Here is a 15,978-nt window from a genome sequence, read left to right as displayed (position 1 = left end):
TCCGCCACGCCTGCGAGGTCTTCGGGGTGTCCCTCCCGACACCGTGCGGCGTTTGCGCGGGGACCGCCCGGGGAACGACGCTACCCCGGGCTGGTGATTCCGCCCACACCACCGCCGCATCGAGGAGCCGACCCGACCCGCGCGGCTTACGCTCGGAAGTCCCCTCGTCAACCAGATGGGGACTTCTCCCGCAGCCGTCAACGGAGGTTCCCGCTCCATGAAGCTCACCGTCGTCGGCTGTTCCGGGTCGTTCCCGTCCACGGAATCGCCCTGTTCGAGCTATCTCGTCGAGGCCGACGGCTTCCGGCTGCTCCTGGACATGGGCAACGGCGCGCTCGGTGAGCTGCAGCGCCACTGCGGGCTCTACGACCTCGACGCGATCGCGCTCAGCCATCTGCACGCGGACCACTGCATCGACATGTGCGGCTACTTCGTGGCCCGCTACTACCGTCACGAGGGCGGCCGTTGCGCTCCCCTCCCGGTGTACGGCCCGCCCGGCACCGAGCAGCGGCTCACCACCGCCTACGCCGACACCCCGTCCGAGTCGTCGATGAGCGAGGTCTTCGCCTTCCGCACGCTCGCGCCCGGCGGCAGCTTCGAGGCGGGACCCTTCCGGGTGCGCACGGAGCGGGTCGAGCATCCGGTGGAGGCGTACGCGTTCCGCATCGAGCACCGGGAGAGCGGGCGGGTCCTCACGTACTCGGGTGACACCGGGCCCTGTCCGGCACTCGAACTGGCGGCGCGGGACGCGGACCTGTTCCTGTGCGAGGCGTCGTTCACGGACGGCAAGGAGCAGATCCCCGGCCTCCATCTGAACGGACGGGAGGCCGGGGAGGTCGCGGCACGGGCCGGTGCCGCGCGGCTGGTGCTCACCCATGTACCGCCGTGGACGGATCCGCAGATCAACCTGCGGGACGCGAAGGCGGTCTTCGCCGGGCCGGTGGAGATGGCCCGGGCCGGTGCGGTGTACGAGTTCTGAAGCCGGCCGGCGTGCCGCGGCGGCGGGGGCCGCGCGGCACGCCGGCGCGTGTCACTTGGTCAGGTCCTCGACCTCGTCGTCCGGTTCGCGGCCCGGGGTCTTGATGTCCAGCTTCACGATCAGGAAGCGGAAGATCACATAGTAGACCGCCGCGAAGCACAGTCCGATCGGGATGATCAGCCAGGGTTTGGTGGCCAGGCTCCAGTTGATGGCGTAGTCGATGAAGCCCGCCGAGAAGCTGAAGCCGTGGTGGACCCCGAGCAGCCAGGTCACCGCCATCGAGAGGGCCGTGAGCACCGCGTGCACCACATACAGCACCGGTGCGATGAACATGAAGGTGAACTCGATCGGTTCGGTGATGCCGGTGACGAACGAGGTCAGCGCGAGCGAGACCATCATGCCGGTCACGGCCTTGCGGCGGTGCGGCTTGGCGCAGTGCGCGATGGCCAGCGCGGCGGCGGGCAGTCCGAACATCATGATCGGGAAGAAGCCGGACATGAACTGGCCCGCGCTCGGGTCGCCCGCGAAGAACCGGGCGATGTCGCCGTGCACGACGTCCCCGGAGGCGTTCGTGAAGTCACCGAGCTGGAACCAGGCGACCGTGTTGAGGAACTGGTGCATGCCGACCGGGATCAACGCCCGGTTGATCAGGCCGAAGATGCCCGCGCCGGTGGCGCCGAGCCCGGTCATCCACTCGCCGAACGCGGTGATGGCGTCCCCGATCGGTCCCCAGACCAGGGTGAAGGCCACGCCGACCACGAGGCCGACGAAGGCCATGATGATCGGCACCAGCCGGCGGCCGTTGAAGAAGCCCAGCCAGTCCACCAGTTTGGTGCGGTGGTAGCGCTGCCAGACGACCGCGGCTATCAGTCCCATCAGGACGCCGCCGAGCACTCCGGGGTCGTTGTAGACGGCGGGGGTGTCCTCGCCCGCCTTGACCACGGCCTCGTGGACGGGGAACGCCTCCAGGACGTTCTTGTAGACGAGGAAGCCGACGAGGGCGGCGAGCGCCGTGGAGCCGTCGGACTTCTTGGCGAAGCCGATGGCGACGCCGATGCAGAACAGCAGCGGCAGGTTGTCGAAGATGGCGCCGCCCGCGCCGGCGAACGCGGCGGCGACGTCGTGCCACTTCAGTCCCTCGTCGCCGAAGACGTCGGGCTGGCCGAGCCGGTTGAGGATGCCTGCGGCGGGGAGGACTGCGATGGGCAGCTGCAGGCTGCGTCCGACCTTCTGCAGTCCTTGGAACAGTCCGGAGCCCCGCTTCTTCGCGGGAGCAGCGGTGTCCGTGCTCATGGGGGTGTTCCTCCAGGTGGAGCGGGTGCTGCACAGGGAGGAGGCAGCCCGCTGGTGGTCTAGTCCACATAGTGGTGTAGACCATTAGTAGCACGGCCCCGGCGCATGGCGGAACGGTCTCTTCCGGGTGATCTGGGCAACGTCCGGCACCTGCCCGCGGCCGCCGGAGCCGACGGCGGGCAGGCGCCGGCGCCGCGGTCGGGCGCCGGCTCCGCGCGGAGCGCCGCTACCGGGTGATGTCCTTCTCGATCTCCTCCGCGATCTCCTCCGGCTCCCGCCCGGGAGTCTTGAGGTCGAACGCGGAGATCACGACGCGGAAGATCACGTAGTAGACCGCCGCGAAGCACAGTCCGATCGGGATGATCAGCCAGGGTTTGGTGGCCAGGCTCCAGTTGATGACGTAGTCGATCAGCCCGGCGGAGAAGCTGAAGCCGTCGTGCACGCCGAGCCCCCAGGTGAGGGCCATCGAGACGCCCGTCAGCAGGACGTGGATGACGTACAGCACCGGGGCCACGAAGAGGAAGGAGAACTCGATCGGCTCGGTCACGCCGGTGACGAACGAGGTCAGCGCCGTCGAGAGCATCAGACCGCCGACGACCTTGCGGCGCTCGGGCCGGGCCGCGTGCGTGATGGCCAGCGCGGCGGCGGGCAGCGCGAACATCATGATCGGGAAGAACCCGGTGAGGAACTGCCCGGCGTCCGGGTCGCCGGCCAGGAAGCGGTTGATGTCGCCGTGCACGATCTCGCCGTCCGGCTTCTTGTAGCTGCCGAACTGGAACCACATGAAGGTGTTGAGGAACTGGTGCATCCCGATCGGGATCAGTGCCCGGTTGGCGATGCCGAAGATCCCCGCGCCCCAGGCGCCCAGGTCCGACATCCACTTCGAGAAGCTGGTGAGCCCGTCGCCGACGGGCGGCCACACCCACTGGCACAGCACCGCGAAGACCAGTGCGACGAAGGCCATGATGATCGGCACCAGTCGGCGGCCGTTGAAGAAGCCCAGCCAGTCCACGAGCTTCACCCGGTGGAAGCGCTGCCAGAACCACGCGGTCAGCAGTCCGACGATGATGCCGCCGAAGACCCCCGGGTTCTGGAAGGAGGCGGCCCCGGCCGCGGTGCTGTCCTTGGCCAGGCAGGTTCCCAGCTCGGCGTCGTAGCTGGTGCCGGAGGGGCAGTCGGGGAACTGCTGGAGGATGTTGTAGTAGACCAGGAAGCCGGCGACGGCGGCGAGCGCGGTCGAGCCGTCCGCCTTCTTGGCCATGCCGATGGCCACGCCCACGCAGAACAGCAGCGGCAGACCGAGCGCCGAGTCGAGCAGCGCGCTGCCCGCGCCGAGGAAGACTTTGGCCACATCCGTCCAGCCCAGCCCGTCGTCGCCGAAGATGTCCGGCTGGCCGAGCCGGTTGAGGATGCCCGCGGCCGGGAGTACGGCGATGGGGAGCTGGAGGCTGCGGCCCATCTTCTGCAGGCCCTGGAAGAATCCGGAGGTCCACTTCCTCCCCGGCCCGGCTGCGGCGTTGGCGCTCACGGCCCCTCCTGACTGGTCGGCCGCCCGTCCGCCGGCCGGGCGACTGACGCATACTGGTGTAGACCACTACTGGCTTCGGGAGACCGTCGTACGGCGGTGGACGCCCTCGCGGCACCAGTAAGCGTCATCATTCGCCAGAGAGCGCACCGGCGCGCGCAAAGCTGGGCTGATCGTGGGCTAACGTGACAAAAGATCCACCGATGCCAGCAACGCCACAGCGTCCACCGGGCGGGAACACAGGAGAAGGACATGGCCAGCAAGGCTGAGAAGATCGTCGCCGGACTCGGCGGGCTCGAGAACATCGAAGAGGTCGAGGGCTGCATCACCCGCCTCCGCACCGAGGTCGGTGACCCCTCCCTCGTCGACGAGGCCGCCCTCAAGAGCGCGGGCGCCCACGGCGTGGTCAAGATGGGGACCGCGATCCAGGTCGTCATCGGCACCGACGCCGACCCCATCGCAGCGGAGATCGAAGACATGATGTGAGCCGCCCCCCGGCCGGGCCCGCCCGCCGCCCGGCGGCCCGGGGCCGCGTTCGGCCCGGGCCCCCGGCCGGGGATACGCTCGCCCCCATGTCACGTATCGACGGCCGTACGGCCGAGGAGCTGCGACCCGTCACGATCGAGCGCGGTTGGAGCAAGCACGCCGAAGGCTCCGTCCTGGTCTCCTTCGGCGACACCCGGGTGCTGTGCACCGCCAGCCTCACCGAGGGCGTGCCCCGCTGGCGCAAGGGCAGCGGCGAGGGCTGGGTCACCGCGGAGTACGCCATGCTGCCGCGTGCCACCAACACGCGTGGCGACCGCGAGTCCGTGCGCGGCCGGATCGGCGGCCGCACCCATGAGATCTCCCGCCTCGTCGGCCGCTCGCTGCGGGCCGTCGTGGACTACAAGGCGCTGGGCGAGAACACCATCGTGCTCGACTGCGACGTCCTCCAGGCGGACGGCGGCACCCGCACCGCGGCCATCACCGGCGCCTACGTCGCACTGGCCGACGCGATCGCCTGGGCGCAGGAGCGCAAGCTCGTCAAGGCCAAGGTGAAGCCGCTGACCGGTACCGTCGCCGCCGTGAGCGTCGGCATCGTCGACGGCGTGCCGATGCTCGACCTGCGCTACGAGGAGGACGTGCGCGCCGAGACCGACATGAACGTCGTCTGCACCGGCGACGGGCGCTTCGTGGAGGTGCAGGGCACCGCCGAGGGCGAGCCCTTCGCCCGCGAGGAGCTCAACGGGCTGCTCGATCTCGCGGTCGCCGGCTGCGCCCAGCTCGACGGTGCGCAGCGCACGGCGCTGGGACGCTGAACCGGAGGGCCAAGGCCCGGAAATCCGGACGGGCGGGGGAACTTTGCCCCTGCTTTACGCGTCTGACGGGGTGCGGGCCGCACGTGTCGAACCGTGCGGCCCGACCAGTCTCGGGGAGGGGACGCTGAGGTGTCACGCAGGAGGACTGCTCTGACAACGGCTGCCGTCACGGCTGTCGTGCTGACCGTACCGGCGATGGCGGGCTGCTCGGCCGTCGACCGGACACTGGACTGCGCGGGTACGGCGGTGACCGTCGCCCGCTCCGTGGACGACCTTCGGCAGGCCGTCTCCGACGCGGGCGAGGACCCGGCCCAGGCGAAGCAGGCCCTGGACCGGATCGACAAGAACCTCGACGCGATATCCGAGGAGACGGACGACGGCGACATCGCCGAGTCCGTCTCCCGATTGCAGAAGGCGGCCGACAGCGTCCGCTCCGACGTGGAGGCCGGGCGCACCCCGCGGACCGGGCCGGTGACCGACGCGGCCGACGAGCTGACACAGGTCTGCACCCCCGGCTGAACCGCGCCCCCGGCAGGGAGATACTGGGTGGCCATGAGCACCCAGCGCCTGATCCTGGCCACCCGCAACGCCCACAAGGTCGTCGAGCTGAAGGCGATCCTCGCCGACGCGGGCCTCGAACTGGACCTGGTGGGCGCGGACGCCCACCCCGAGGTGCCCGACGTCAAGGAGACGGGGGTGACGTTCGCGGAGAACGCGCTCCTCAAGGCGCACGCCCTCGCACGCGCCACCGGGCTGCCCGCCGTCGCGGACGACTCCGGGCTCTGTGTCGACGTACTCGGCGGAGCACCCGGTATCTTCTCGGCACGCTGGGCCGGCCGGCACGGGGACGACGCCGCCAATCTGGACCTGCTGCTGGCCCAGCTCGCCGACATCGACACCGCGCACCGCGCCGCCCACTTCGAGTGCGCGGCCGCCCTCGCGCTGCCCGACGGCAGCGAACGCGTCGTCAGCGGGCGGCTGCGCGGCACCCTCCGGCACGCCCCCGCGGGCGACGGCGGCTTCGGCTACGACCCGATCCTGCAGCCCGAGGGCGAGTCCCGGACCTGCGCGGAACTCGAACCGGAGGAGAAGAACGCGATCAGCCACCGCGGCGAGGCGTTCCGCGCACTGGCCCCCGCCGTCCGGGAACTGCTCGGTTCGGACTGAGACCCCCTCAGAGTGCGCGAGGGGGGACTCGAACCCCCACGTCCGAAGACACCGGCACCTAAAGCCGTCCCGTCTACCAATTCCGGCACTCGCGCGCGGACGTATCGTACTGCGCCCGCCTGGCCGGGCGCCGGGCCGGGGGCGGGCATGCGGTACCGGGCCGGCGCCCGCCGCCGCCCGGCGCGGTCAGAACGTGGGCTCGTGGTTCTCGGCCCGGGCCAGCGCGCGGGCCTCCTCCGGGGTGCTGACCGAGGGGGGTGAGCCGGCCAGCGGCCGCCGGGCCGTCTCCTTCATCAGGGCCACCGCGATGATGCCGAGCAGCGCCGCACCGGAGGCGTAGTAGGCCGGGGCCAGCTTGTCCCCGGTGCTGTCGACCAGATAGGTCATCACACCGGGCGCGGTGCCGCCGAACAGCGAGGTCGCCACGTTGTAGCCGATGGAGAGCGAGCCGTAGCGCACATCGGTGGGGAAGAGCGCGGGCAGCGTCGCCGACATCGTGCCCAGCAGGCACACCAGGCAGGCGCCGAGCGCCAGCAGCCCGACCAGTACCGCGGCGAAGCTGCCCTGCTGGAAGAGGGCGAAGACCGGGACGGTCAGCACGAAGAAGCCCACCATGCCCGCCATCAGGACGGGCTTGCGGCCGAAGCGGTCGTTGAGGTGCCCGATCCGCTGGATGACCGCCGCCATCGCCACCATCGTGATGATGGCCGCGATCAGCTCCATGGAGTTCTCGTACCCGAGGGAGTCGGTCAGATAGGCCGGCATGTACGAGAGCAGCATGTAGTCCGTGACGTTGTAGGCGGCCACCAGGCAGACGCACAGCAGGAGCGTGCGCCACTGCTCGGAGAAGATGGACTTCAACTCTTTCTGCGGCACGTTCCCCGAGAGCCTCGGCTCGCTCGCCTCCGCCGCGCCCGCCTCGGGGGAGGGAGCGAGCTGCTCGACGCGCTTCCGGAAGGCCGGGGTCTCGTCCAGCTTCATCCGCAGATACAGGCCGACGACCCCGATCGGCCCGCCCACCAGGAACGGGATACGCCAGCCCCACTGCAGCATCGAGGCGTCGCCCAGCGCGGTGTTCAGCACCAGCACCAGTGCGGCGGCCCCGGTGTAGCCGGTGAGGGTGCCCAGCTCCAGGAAGCTGCCGAAGTAGCCGCGGCGTCGGTCCGGCGCGTACTCCGCGATGAAGGTGGCGGCGCCGCCGTACTCGCCGCCGGTGGAGAAGCCCTGCACCAGCCGGCACAGCAGCAGCAGTACCGGCGAGGCGAGGCCGATGGAGGAGTAGGAGGGGATCAGCCCGATGCAGAAGGTGCCCGCCGCCATCAGCACCATCGTCAGGGCGAGCACCTTCTTGCGCCCGATGCGGTCGCCGAGCGGACCGAAGAACAGTCCGCCCAGCGGCCGCACCAGGAAGGAGGCCGCGAAGGCGGTGAACGAGGCCAGCAGTTGGGTGCTGCCGCCGCCGGGGAAGAAGACCTTGCCGATGGTGACCGCGAGATACGCGTAGATCCCGAAGTCGAACCACTCCATGGCATTACCGACAGCGGCGGCCTTGGTGGCACGTTTGACCGTCGGTTCGTCCGTCACGGTGATGTCGCTGAGGCGGACTTTCGGATCCCGTCTGCGGCGCACGGCACGGAAAAGGTACCGGTGCCGCTTGAGCGCGGCCGGATCCGGGGGCTGGTCCTCGTGCTTCATTCCCCATGGGTACCACCCGCTCGACCTCCCTATACGGACCGCTTCGGGAGGCGGCGCACGATCACTCCGAAGCCAGCGCCAGGTCCCTGAGCAGCTTGGCGACGTGCCCGGTGGCCTTCACGTTGTACAGCGCCCGCTCGACCCGGCCCTCCTCGTCCAGGACGACCGTGGAGCGGATGACCCCGGTGACGGTCTTGCCGTAGAGCTTCTTCTCGCCGAAGGCGCCGTACGCCTCCATCGTCTCCTTGCCGGGGTCGCCGACGAGGGTGACCTTCAGCGATTCCTGCTCCCGGAACTTCGCCAGCTTCTCCGGCTTGTCCGGGGAGACGCCGATGACGTCGTATCCCTGACCGGCCAGCAGTTCGAGGTTGTCGGTGAAGTCGCAGGCCTGCTTCGTGCAGCCGGGGGTCAGCGCCGCCGGGTAGAAGTAGACGATCACCTTGCGGCCCCGGTGGTCGGCCAGCGACACCTCCTTGCCGTCGGCGTCCGGCAGCGTGAAGGCGGGGGCGGTGTCGCCGGGCTCGAGTCGTGCGCTCATCGGGGCTCCTTCGTCTCCTGTGGGTTTCCTCCGGCGGCCGCCGCGGTACTCACCTGCACATGCGGTACGTCTCCGCGGTGGCGGCGGGGCCGACCCTGCCCGAGCGTAGCCGGAGGCCGCCGATCGGGGGTGCCGTGGGGCGGCGGGCCCGGCGAGCTGACAGGATGGCCGCTGACACACGGCAGGACGCAGGACTGACAGCGACGGAGGCAGCTCGGTGCCGGAAGCCAGGACCCCCGCGGACATCGAGGCGGACATCATCCGCAGGCGGCAGGAACTCGCCGTCGCGCTGGACGAGATCGCCGTACGCGTCCACCCGAAGACCATCGTCGGCGACGCCAAGGCGCGCGCCGCCGCCGCGGTGGACCGCACCGCGGGGCGTGCGTACGTGGTCGCCAACCGCGCGGTGTCCGACGTGCGGGCCCAGTTCGTCAGCGAGGACGGCGCCCCGCGGCTGGAGCGGGTGGTACCGGCCGCGGTGCTGACCGCTGTCCTGGTCGGTGGCGTCCTGACCCTCTCCTCCCGGCGCAGGCCCGGCGGGCGGCGGGCTCGCCGGGCCCGCAAGTGAGGCGCTGAGATACGGTCTCCCGGTGAGCCCAAAGACCCCCGCCTCCGCGCACGATGACAAGCTGCCGATCCGGATGCTGCACGACCGCGTGCTCGTACGGACCGACACCGGCGAGGGCGAGCGCCGCTCCTCCGGCGGCATCGTGATCCCCGCCACGGCAGCCGTGGGACGCAAGCTGGACTGGGCCGAGGTGGTCGCCGTCGGCCAGCACGTGCGCACGGTGGAGCCCGGGGACCGGGTGCTCTACGACCCGGAGGACCGCGCCGAGGTCGAGGTGCGGGGAGTCGCCTACGTCCTGATGCGCGAACGCGATCTGCACGCGGTGGCCGCCGAACGCCTCCAGGACACCGACGACTCCACCGGTCTGTACCTCTAGGACCGCCGGACCGCCCTCGGCCCCGGTCGGTGGCCCGACCCCGGTCGGCGGTCCGGGCCCCCGGCCGCGCCCGCAGTCAGTGGCCCGAGGTCGCCTTGAGGCCGACCACGGCCACCAGCAGCAGCGCGATGAAGAAGATCCGCGCCGGGGTCACCGGCTCGCCCAGCACCAGCATGCCGACGAGGGCGGCGCCCGCCGCGCCGATGCCGACCCAGACGCCGTAGGCGGTACCGATCGGCAGGGACTTCACGGCGAGGGCCAGCAGCACCATGCTGGTGGCGAACCCGGCGGCGGTCAGGACGCTGGGCCACAGCCGGGTGAAGCCCTCGGTGAAGGTGAGGCCGATCGCCCAGGCCACTTCGACGAGACCGGCGACGACGAGCAGGATCCAGGCCATGACGGCACCTCCGTGAGTTCGACTGCGGGGGTGCGTCGTCTTTCCGGGCCCGGTACGGCGCGTCTCGTCGGGACCGGCCCGGGAAATCGGGCCGGTCCCGGGACCGTAGCAAACCGGGCGCCCGGGGGTGGTGGCCCGGCTCACCCGCGGCGGACCGCGGGGCGGCCGGGCACCGCCGGCGACGGGTCACCGCCGCCGGTCACGGGATCATCCGCCCCCGGGGGCCGGTGCGTGTCGCGCCACGAGCTCCCGGGGGAGTGCCGCCTCAGAGGCCGCCGGGGTCCCCGGAGGCGCCGTCGCCCCCGGGGCCGCCGTTCCCGTTCCCGCCGACGGCGCCGTCCCCGCCGCCGGGATCGCCGCTGCCACCGCCGTCGGCGCCGCCGGTGGCCGGGGGGCTCGAGGGCGGGGTGGACGGCGGCCTGGAGGGCGGCGTCGACGGGGTCGACGGCCGGTCGCTCGGCTCCTCGGGCCGCGAGGGCTCGTCGCTCGGCCGGTCCGACGGAGCCTGACCCGACGGGTCCGTGCTGAACGGCGGTTGGCTGGGCGACACGTTCCCCTTCCCGGCCGTGTCCAGATCGAAGTCCTTGGCCGGGCGGCCCTCCAGCGCCTTCTTGGTGTAGGCGGCCCAGATCTGGGTCGGGAAGCCGCCGCCGTTCACCCGGGGCCGGCCGCCCGTTCCGTAGAGCGGTTCCTGCACGGCCGTCTTCGGGTTCTGCCCCATCACCGCCACGACGGTGGACAGGTCCGGGGTGTAGCCCGCGAACCAGGCCGCCTTGTCCTCCTCGGCGGTGCCGGTCTTGCCCGCGGCCGGACGCCCGGCGGCCTGGGCCGCGGTACCGGTGCCGCCCTGGACGACGCTGCGCAGCGTGGCCGTCGTGGAGTCGGCGGCCTCCCGGGGGACGGCGTGCACGGGGTCGGGGTCGGGCAGGTTGATGACCTCACCGCCGCGGGTGGCCTTCTCCACCATGCTGTAGTGGCCGTGCTTGCCGTGGTTGGCCAGCGTGGCGTATGCCTCCGCCATGTCGAGCACCGAGGCCGTGGTGACGCCGAGCGCGATGGAGCCGTTCTCGGTCAGGTTGGGCGCGTCCTCGGGGATGCCCAGGTCGATGGCGGTCTCCTTGACGTTCTTGGGGCCGACGTCGATCCCCATCTGGGCGAAGACGCTGTTGACCGACTTGTCCATCGCGGTCGAGACGGGGATCTTCCCGTAGGAGCGCTGGTCCTCGTTGGCGGGCGCGTATCCCGTACCGCGTCCGTCGCTCACCACCTCGCGCTTGTTGGTGCCGTCGTAGACGGTGTCGGCCCGGATGAGCCGGCCGTCCTGGGTGGTGGACCGGTTCTGGATGGCCGAGGTGAACAGGAACGGCTTGAAGGTGGACCCGACCTGGTAGTCCCGGCGGGTCGCGTTGTTCGTGTACTGCTTGGTGTAGCCGATGCCGCCGTACATCGCGACGATCTTGCCGGTCTTCGGGTCGACCGAGGCGCCGCCCGCGCGGACGTAGCTGTCGACCTTGCGGTTCTTCCGGTCCAGCTTCGCCATCAGTTCGTCGTCGACCGCGTCCCGCATAGCCTTCTGCTTCTTCGGCTGGAACGTGGTGGTGATCCGGAAGCCGCCGGCCGCCAGCCGCCGCTCGTCGATGATCTCGTTGCCGATCAGGTAGTTCTTGACCGCGTCCACGAGGTAGCCGCGCTCGCCGGACAGGTTCCGGGGCGGCTTGACCTTGTGCGGCTCGGGGAACTTCATGCCCATGCGGTCGCTCTTGCTCAGCCAGCCCTCCTTGACCATGCCGTCCAGCACGTAGTTCCAGCGGGCGACGGCGCGGTCCTTGCTCTCCGGGTGGGCGCGGGTGTCGTAGGCGTTGGGCGAGTTGACCAGCGCGGCCAGGTAGGCGCCCTCGCCGGTGGTCAGCTCGTTGACGTCCTTGCCGTAGTAGGCGTGCGCGGCCGACTGGATGCCGTAGGCGTTCCGGCCGAAGTAGCTGGTGTTGAGGTAGCCCTGCAGGATGTCGTTCTTGCTGACCTCGTTGTCCAGCTTGAGCGCGATGAAGAACTCCTTGGCCTTGCGGGTGACCGTCTGGTCCTGGCTCAGGTAGTAGTTCTTCACGTACTGCTGGGTGATCGTCGAGCCGGACTGCCGCTCGCCGCCGGTGATCATCTTCCAGCCCGCGCGGGCCATCGCCTGCGGGTCGACGGCGGACTCGTGGTAGAAGTCGCGGTCCTCGGCGGCCAGCACCGCGTGCTGGGTCGTCTTCGGCACCTTGCCGAGAGTGACGTTCTCCCGGTTGATGTCGCCGTCCCGGGCGATCTGGCTGCCGTCCGCGTACAGGTAGACGTTGGTCTGCGCCGCGGCGGCGTCGTTCGGGGCCGGAATGCTCACCAGCAGGTATCCGGCCACGAGCGCACCCGACACCGCCAGGACGACCAGCAGGAAGCCGCCGAGCACCATCCGCCAGGTGGGCAGCAGCCTGCGCCATCCGGTGCGGCGGCGCTTCTGCTTCTTGGCGGCCTTCTTGGCCTTCTTGGCGGCTTTGCCCTGCTCCGCCTCGGGGGTGTTCGCCATGAGACTGCCGCTCTCCTCGGATGCGGGACCGTCCCCGGCCGGGCCCTGCCCCAGGGGAACGGCGGCAGTCGCGGCCGGGTCGGCCGGTGACGGCGGTGCGGGCTTCTCGGGCGGGTCGGACGCCCCCGCCGGAGCGGACTGTCCGTCTCGTTCCGGCTCCCGGGGCGACGCGGACGCCTCGGGTGTCGCGGGGTACCCGGAACGGGCGGACTGCTCCGCCGCGGATATGGAACCCCCCGGTGCCTCGGCCGGCTCCTCGTCCGCGGCGGCCGGCTTTCCGTCCGCGGCGGCCGGCTTTCCGTCCGCGGCGGCCGGCGGCTCCGCGGGCGCCTCCGGCTCCTCGTCCGGGGCGCCCGGCTGCTCGTCCCGCGCGTCCGGCTCCGGCGCCGCGGCCTTCGGGTCGGTGCCCGCCGCGGGCTGCCCCGGGCGCGCGTCGGCCGCCGGGCGCTCCGGCGGGGTCCCCGCACTCCCCTCGGCGGCCGCGGTGCTCTCGGCCTCGGCCGGGCCCGGCTGCCGCCGGGGGGTCTGCGCTGGCGGGCCGTCCGACTCCGGCTCCCGGCCGTCGGCGTCGCGGTTCGGCTCGTCACTCATGTCTGCAGGGACTCCTCGTCCAATGGCGGGCGATGCTCGTACGCCCCGTAGAACACTTTCGCACCCGCCGTACCGGAGAACGGCCGCGGGGCGGTAGCCCGGCCCGGTGGATATTCGATGGTCGCCCACCCGGCCCGTGGACTAGGCTCATCGGCTTCGTCCACATGCGGTGTTCGCACGGCAGTGCTATGGAAGAGACGGTGGAGGAGCCAGAAAGGATGCATCTGCTCCGTCTCCATTTCGCCGTGGCCCTGAGCGGCTTCCGTCGCTATGCCACCTACCGCGTCGCCACGGCGGCCGGAGTCTTCACCAACACCGTCTTCGGCTTCATTCTCGCCTATACGTTCCTGGCCCTGTGGCACGAGCGCCCCCACCTCGGCGGATACGACCAGAGCCAGGCGCTGACCTTCGTCTGGACCGGGCAGGCGCTGCTGGCCGCCGCGGCGCTGATGGGCGGCGGTTTCCAGGACGAGTTCCAGGAGCGGATCAGGACCGGCGACGTCGCCATCGACCTCTACCGCCCGGTCGACCTGCAGACCTGGTGGCTCGCCGCCGACCTGGGGCGGGCCCTCTTCCAGCTGCTCGGCCGCGGCGTGCTGCCGCTGGCGCTCGGCTCCCTCGTCTTCGACCTGGCGCTGCCCGCCTCCCCGGGTACGTGGCTGTGCTTCCTGGCCGCGGTGCTGCTGGCGATCGTGGTCAGCTTCGCGGTCCGCTACCTCTTCGCGCTGTGCGGATTCTGGCTGCTGGACGCGACCGGGCTCGGCGCGCTGTCCGGGCTGCTGAGCGTCTTCTTCTCCGGGATGCTGCTGCCGCTGTCCGTCTTCCCGGGCGGTTTCGGCGACGTGGCACGGCTGCTGCCGTGGGCCGCGATGCTCCAGGTACCCGCCGACGTGCTGCTGGGCACCCACCCCGGCGGCGCGGCGGCCGGGCTCGCCTTCCAGACCGGGTGGGCGGTGGTGCTGCTGGCCGGGGGACGCCTCCTGCAGGCCGTCGCGACCCGCAAGGTGGTGGTCCAGGGTGGCTGAGGCCGACCGGCGACCGCTCTTCGCCGGGGCCGGCGGCGGGGCGCTCGGCGCCGCGCTGGGCCGCGCGGCCTGGGCGGTGCGGGCCTACTGTTTCATCGCCGCGATGTGGGTGCGCTCGACGATGGCGTACCGCACCTCGTTCGCGATCATGCTGGCGGCCAACTTCGCCACGACCGCCCTCGACTTCGCCGCCATCATGATCATGTTCAGTCAGGTGGACGCGCTGGGCGGCTTCACCCTGCCCGAGGTCGCCTTCCTCTACGGCACCTCCGCCGTCGCCTTCGGCCTGTCGGACCTGCTGCTCGGTTCGGCCGAGCGGGTCGGCCGGCGGGTGCGCGACGGCACCATGGACGTCCTGCTGACCCGCCCGGTGCCCGTCCTCGGCCAGCTCGCCGCCGACCGGTTCGCGCTGCGCCGGCTGGGCCGGATCCTCCAGGGCTCCCTGGTGCTGGGCTGGGCGATCTCCCGGCTGGAGCTGGAGTGGACCGCGGGCAGGGTCGCGCTGCTGGTCTCCATGGTGGTGTGCGGCACCGTCATCTTCGGCTGCGTGTTCGTCGTCGGCGGCGCCTTCCAGTTCTGGGCGCAGGACGCCTCCGAGGTGCAGAACGCCTTCACCTACGGCGGTACGACGCTGCTCCAGTACCCGCCCACCGTCTTCGGCAGGGAGCTGGTGCGCGGCGTGACGTTCGTGGTGCCGCTGGCCTTCGTCAACTGGCTCCCGGCGCTGCGGGTGCTGGGCCGGGACGACCCCCTGGGCCTGCCGGACGGGCTCGACCTGGCCGCCCCCGCCGTCGCGCTGCTGTGCTGCGCCGTGGCGGGTGCGGCGTGGCGGGCGGGGCTGCGCTCCTACCGCAGCACGGGAAGCTGACCGGCCCCGGAGCCCCGGGAGCCCCGAAGATCAGGAAGGACGCGAGTGCGGTGAGCGATGCGGGAACGGCCGACGGCACGGACGGCACGAGTGACGCGGCGGCCGCGGGCGGCGCGGACGGTACGGACGCCGCATTCATCGACGTACGGGACCTGACCAAGACCTTCACGGTGCGCCGCCGCAGCGGCCTGCTGCGCCGCACGGCCACTTCGGTACGGGCGGTGGACGGCATCTCCTTCGCGCTCCGGCGCGGTGAGATGGTCGGCTTCATCGGGCCCAACGGCGCCGGCAAGTCGACCACCATCAAGATGCTCACCGGCATCCTCACGCCCTCCACCGGCAGGCTGCGGGTGGCCGGGGTGGATCCGTGGCAGGAGCGCACCCGGCTGGTGCGGCGCATCGGCGTCGTCTTCGGGCAGCGCACCACACTCTGGTGGGACCTGCCGCTGCGCGACTCCTACGCGCTGGTCCGCCGGATGTACCGGATCCCGCGCGCCCGCTTCGAGGAGAACCTGGCGCGCTGCGTGGAACTCCTGGAACTGGGCGACCTGTTGGACGTACCCGTGCGGCAGCTCTCGCTCGGCCAGCGGATGCGCGGCGACATCACCGCGGCGCTGCTGCACGACCCCGACGTGCTCTACCTGGACGAGCCCACGATCGGCCTGGACGTCGTCAGCAAGGCGCGCGTGCGCCGGTTTTTGACCACGCTCAACGCGGAGCTGGGGACCACCGTGCTGCTGACCACGCACGACCTGAGCGACATCGAGCACCTGTGCGAGCGGGTCGTGGTCATCGACCAGGGCCGGCTGCTGTACGACGGTTCGCTCGCCGGACTCCAGGAAGCCGGCCGCGGCGAGCGCACTCTGGTCGTCGACCTGGAGTACGAGATCCCGCCGATAGCGGATCTGGAAGGAGCCCGCACCGTCCGCACCGAGGGTCCGCGCCAGTGGCTGGCCTTTCCCGCCGCCGCCAGCGCCGCGCCGCTGGTCTCCCGGCTCGCGGCGGAGTACCCGCTGGTGGACCTCTCCCTCCGCGAACCGGCCATCGAGGACGTGATCGCGCGGATGTACGGGGGCTGACCCGTTCTTCCACCGGCGG

At 71.4% G+C, this 15,978-nt stretch carries 16 protein-coding genes, 1 tRNA gene and 1 riboswitch; of the genes, 10 read left to right on the top strand and 7 right to left on the bottom strand.

The annotated features are described in order from the left end of the window. Positions 1-217 precede the first annotated feature (217 nt). The gene (locus P2424_RS10950; protein ID WP_276475572.1) at positions 218-979 is read left to right on the top strand and encodes an MBL fold metallo-hydrolase; all 762 of its coding nucleotides are present in this window, start codon (positions 218-220) and stop codon (positions 977-979) included. A gap of 51 nt (positions 980-1,030) precedes the next feature. On the opposite strand, the gene P2424_RS10945 is transcribed toward P2424_RS10950, so the two are convergent. Both P2424_RS10945 and P2424_RS10940 read right to left on the bottom strand, forming a co-directional pair. Then, positions 1,031-2,272 carry a PTS transporter subunit EIIC gene (locus P2424_RS10945; RefSeq protein ID WP_276475571.1) on the bottom strand — a complete coding sequence of 414 codons (1,242 nt, stop codon included), beginning with the start codon at positions 2,270-2,272 and terminating at the stop codon, positions 1,031-1,033. Positions 2,273-2,498: 226 nt separating this feature from the next. Continuing rightward, positions 2,499-3,800, bottom strand: coding sequence for a PTS transporter subunit EIIC (locus P2424_RS10940; protein WP_276475570.1), 1,302 nt, complete (start codon positions 3,798-3,800; stop codon positions 2,499-2,501). A gap of 192 nt (positions 3,801-3,992) precedes the next feature. Here P2424_RS10940 and P2424_RS10935 point away from each other — a divergent pair, with 192 nt between their 5' ends. The 4 genes from P2424_RS10935 (at position 3,993) to rdgB (ending at position 6,262) form a co-directional block, all read left to right on the top strand. Continuing rightward, positions 3,993-4,283: a PTS glucose/sucrose transporter subunit IIB gene (locus P2424_RS10935; RefSeq protein ID WP_272944204.1), complete on the top strand. Its 291-nt coding sequence runs from the start codon at positions 3,993-3,995 to the stop codon at positions 4,281-4,283. Positions 4,284-4,369: 86 nt separating this feature from the next. Beyond that, on the top strand, positions 4,370-5,095 hold the full coding sequence (rph, locus tag P2424_RS10930) for a ribonuclease PH (protein ID WP_276475569.1): 726 nt from the start codon (positions 4,370-4,372) through the stop codon (positions 5,093-5,095). A 195-nt stretch (positions 5,096-5,290) separates the two neighbouring features. Continuing rightward, the gene (locus P2424_RS10925) at positions 5,291-5,614 is read left to right on the top strand and encodes a hypothetical protein (protein ID WP_276478922.1); all 324 of its coding nucleotides are present in this window, start codon (positions 5,291-5,293) and stop codon (positions 5,612-5,614) included. A gap of 33 nt (positions 5,615-5,647) precedes the next feature. Beyond that, positions 5,648-6,262 carry an RdgB/HAM1 family non-canonical purine NTP pyrophosphatase gene (rdgB, locus tag P2424_RS10920; RefSeq protein WP_276475568.1) on the top strand — a complete coding sequence of 205 codons (615 nt, stop codon included), beginning with the start codon at positions 5,648-5,650 and terminating at the stop codon, positions 6,260-6,262. A 13-nt stretch (positions 6,263-6,275) separates the two neighbouring features. Here the strand turns inward: rdgB and P2424_RS10915 are convergent. The 3 genes from P2424_RS10915 to bcp form a co-directional block, all read right to left on the bottom strand. Beyond that, positions 6,276-6,357 (bottom strand) — tRNA-Leu (locus P2424_RS10915). A gap of 91 nt (positions 6,358-6,448) precedes the next feature. After that, entirely contained in the window at positions 6,449-7,957 is a 1,509-nt protein-coding gene (locus P2424_RS10910; protein WP_276475567.1) for an MFS transporter, read from the bottom strand. Between the two features lie 61 nt (positions 7,958-8,018). Continuing rightward, on the bottom strand, positions 8,019-8,495 hold the full coding sequence (gene bcp, locus P2424_RS10905) for a thioredoxin-dependent thiol peroxidase (RefSeq protein WP_276475566.1): 477 nt from the start codon (positions 8,493-8,495) through the stop codon (positions 8,019-8,021). 217 nt (positions 8,496-8,712) lie between these two features. Here bcp and P2424_RS10900 point away from each other — a divergent pair, with 217 nt between their 5' ends. Next, the gene (locus P2424_RS10900) at positions 8,713-9,063 is read left to right on the top strand and encodes a DUF3618 domain-containing protein (protein WP_276475565.1); all 351 of its coding nucleotides are present in this window, start codon (positions 8,713-8,715) and stop codon (positions 9,061-9,063) included. Positions 9,064-9,136: 73 nt separating this feature from the next. Continuing rightward, positions 9,137-9,439 carry a co-chaperone GroES gene (locus tag P2424_RS10895; protein WP_051271644.1) on the top strand — a complete coding sequence of 101 codons (303 nt, stop codon included), beginning with the start codon at positions 9,137-9,139 and terminating at the stop codon, positions 9,437-9,439. A 76-nt stretch (positions 9,440-9,515) separates the two neighbouring features. On the opposite strand, the gene P2424_RS10890 is transcribed toward P2424_RS10895, so the two are convergent. After that, positions 9,516-9,836, bottom strand: a complete 321-nt coding sequence (locus tag P2424_RS10890; RefSeq protein ID WP_276475564.1) for a multidrug efflux SMR transporter — start codon at positions 9,834-9,836, stop codon at positions 9,516-9,518. A 29-nt stretch (positions 9,837-9,865) separates the two neighbouring features. Beyond that, positions 9,866-9,934, bottom strand: a riboswitch (guanidine-III (ykkC-III) riboswitch). Between the two features lie 167 nt (positions 9,935-10,101). After that, on the bottom strand, positions 10,102-12,987 hold the full coding sequence (locus tag P2424_RS10885) for a transglycosylase domain-containing protein (protein ID WP_276475563.1): 2,886 nt from the start codon (positions 12,985-12,987) through the stop codon (positions 10,102-10,104). Between the two features lie 218 nt (positions 12,988-13,205). Between P2424_RS10885 and P2424_RS10880 the strand changes: the two genes are divergently transcribed. From P2424_RS10880 to P2424_RS10870, 3 genes are all read left to right on the top strand, one after another. Next, positions 13,206-14,012, top strand: a complete 807-nt coding sequence (locus P2424_RS10880; protein WP_276475562.1) for an ABC-2 family transporter protein — start codon at positions 13,206-13,208, stop codon at positions 14,010-14,012. Positions 14,013-14,115: 103 nt separating this feature from the next. Further along, positions 14,116-14,880 carry an ABC transporter permease gene (locus P2424_RS10875; RefSeq protein WP_276478921.1) on the top strand — a complete coding sequence of 255 codons (765 nt, stop codon included), beginning with the start codon at positions 14,116-14,118 and terminating at the stop codon, positions 14,878-14,880. 137 nt (positions 14,881-15,017) lie between these two features. Beyond that, positions 15,018-15,959 (top strand): ATP-binding cassette domain-containing protein, encoded by a 942-nt coding sequence (locus P2424_RS10870; RefSeq protein WP_276478920.1) that lies wholly within the window; start codon positions 15,018-15,020, stop codon positions 15,957-15,959. Positions 15,960-15,978 lie beyond the last annotated feature (19 nt).

Source organism: Streptomyces sp. WMMB303 (assembly GCF_029351045.1).
GTDB lineage: Bacteria > Actinomycetota > Actinomycetes > Streptomycetales > Streptomycetaceae > Streptomyces.
Note: the sequence above shows the minus strand (reverse complement) of the source record. Positions and strands in the feature narration are given on the sequence as shown.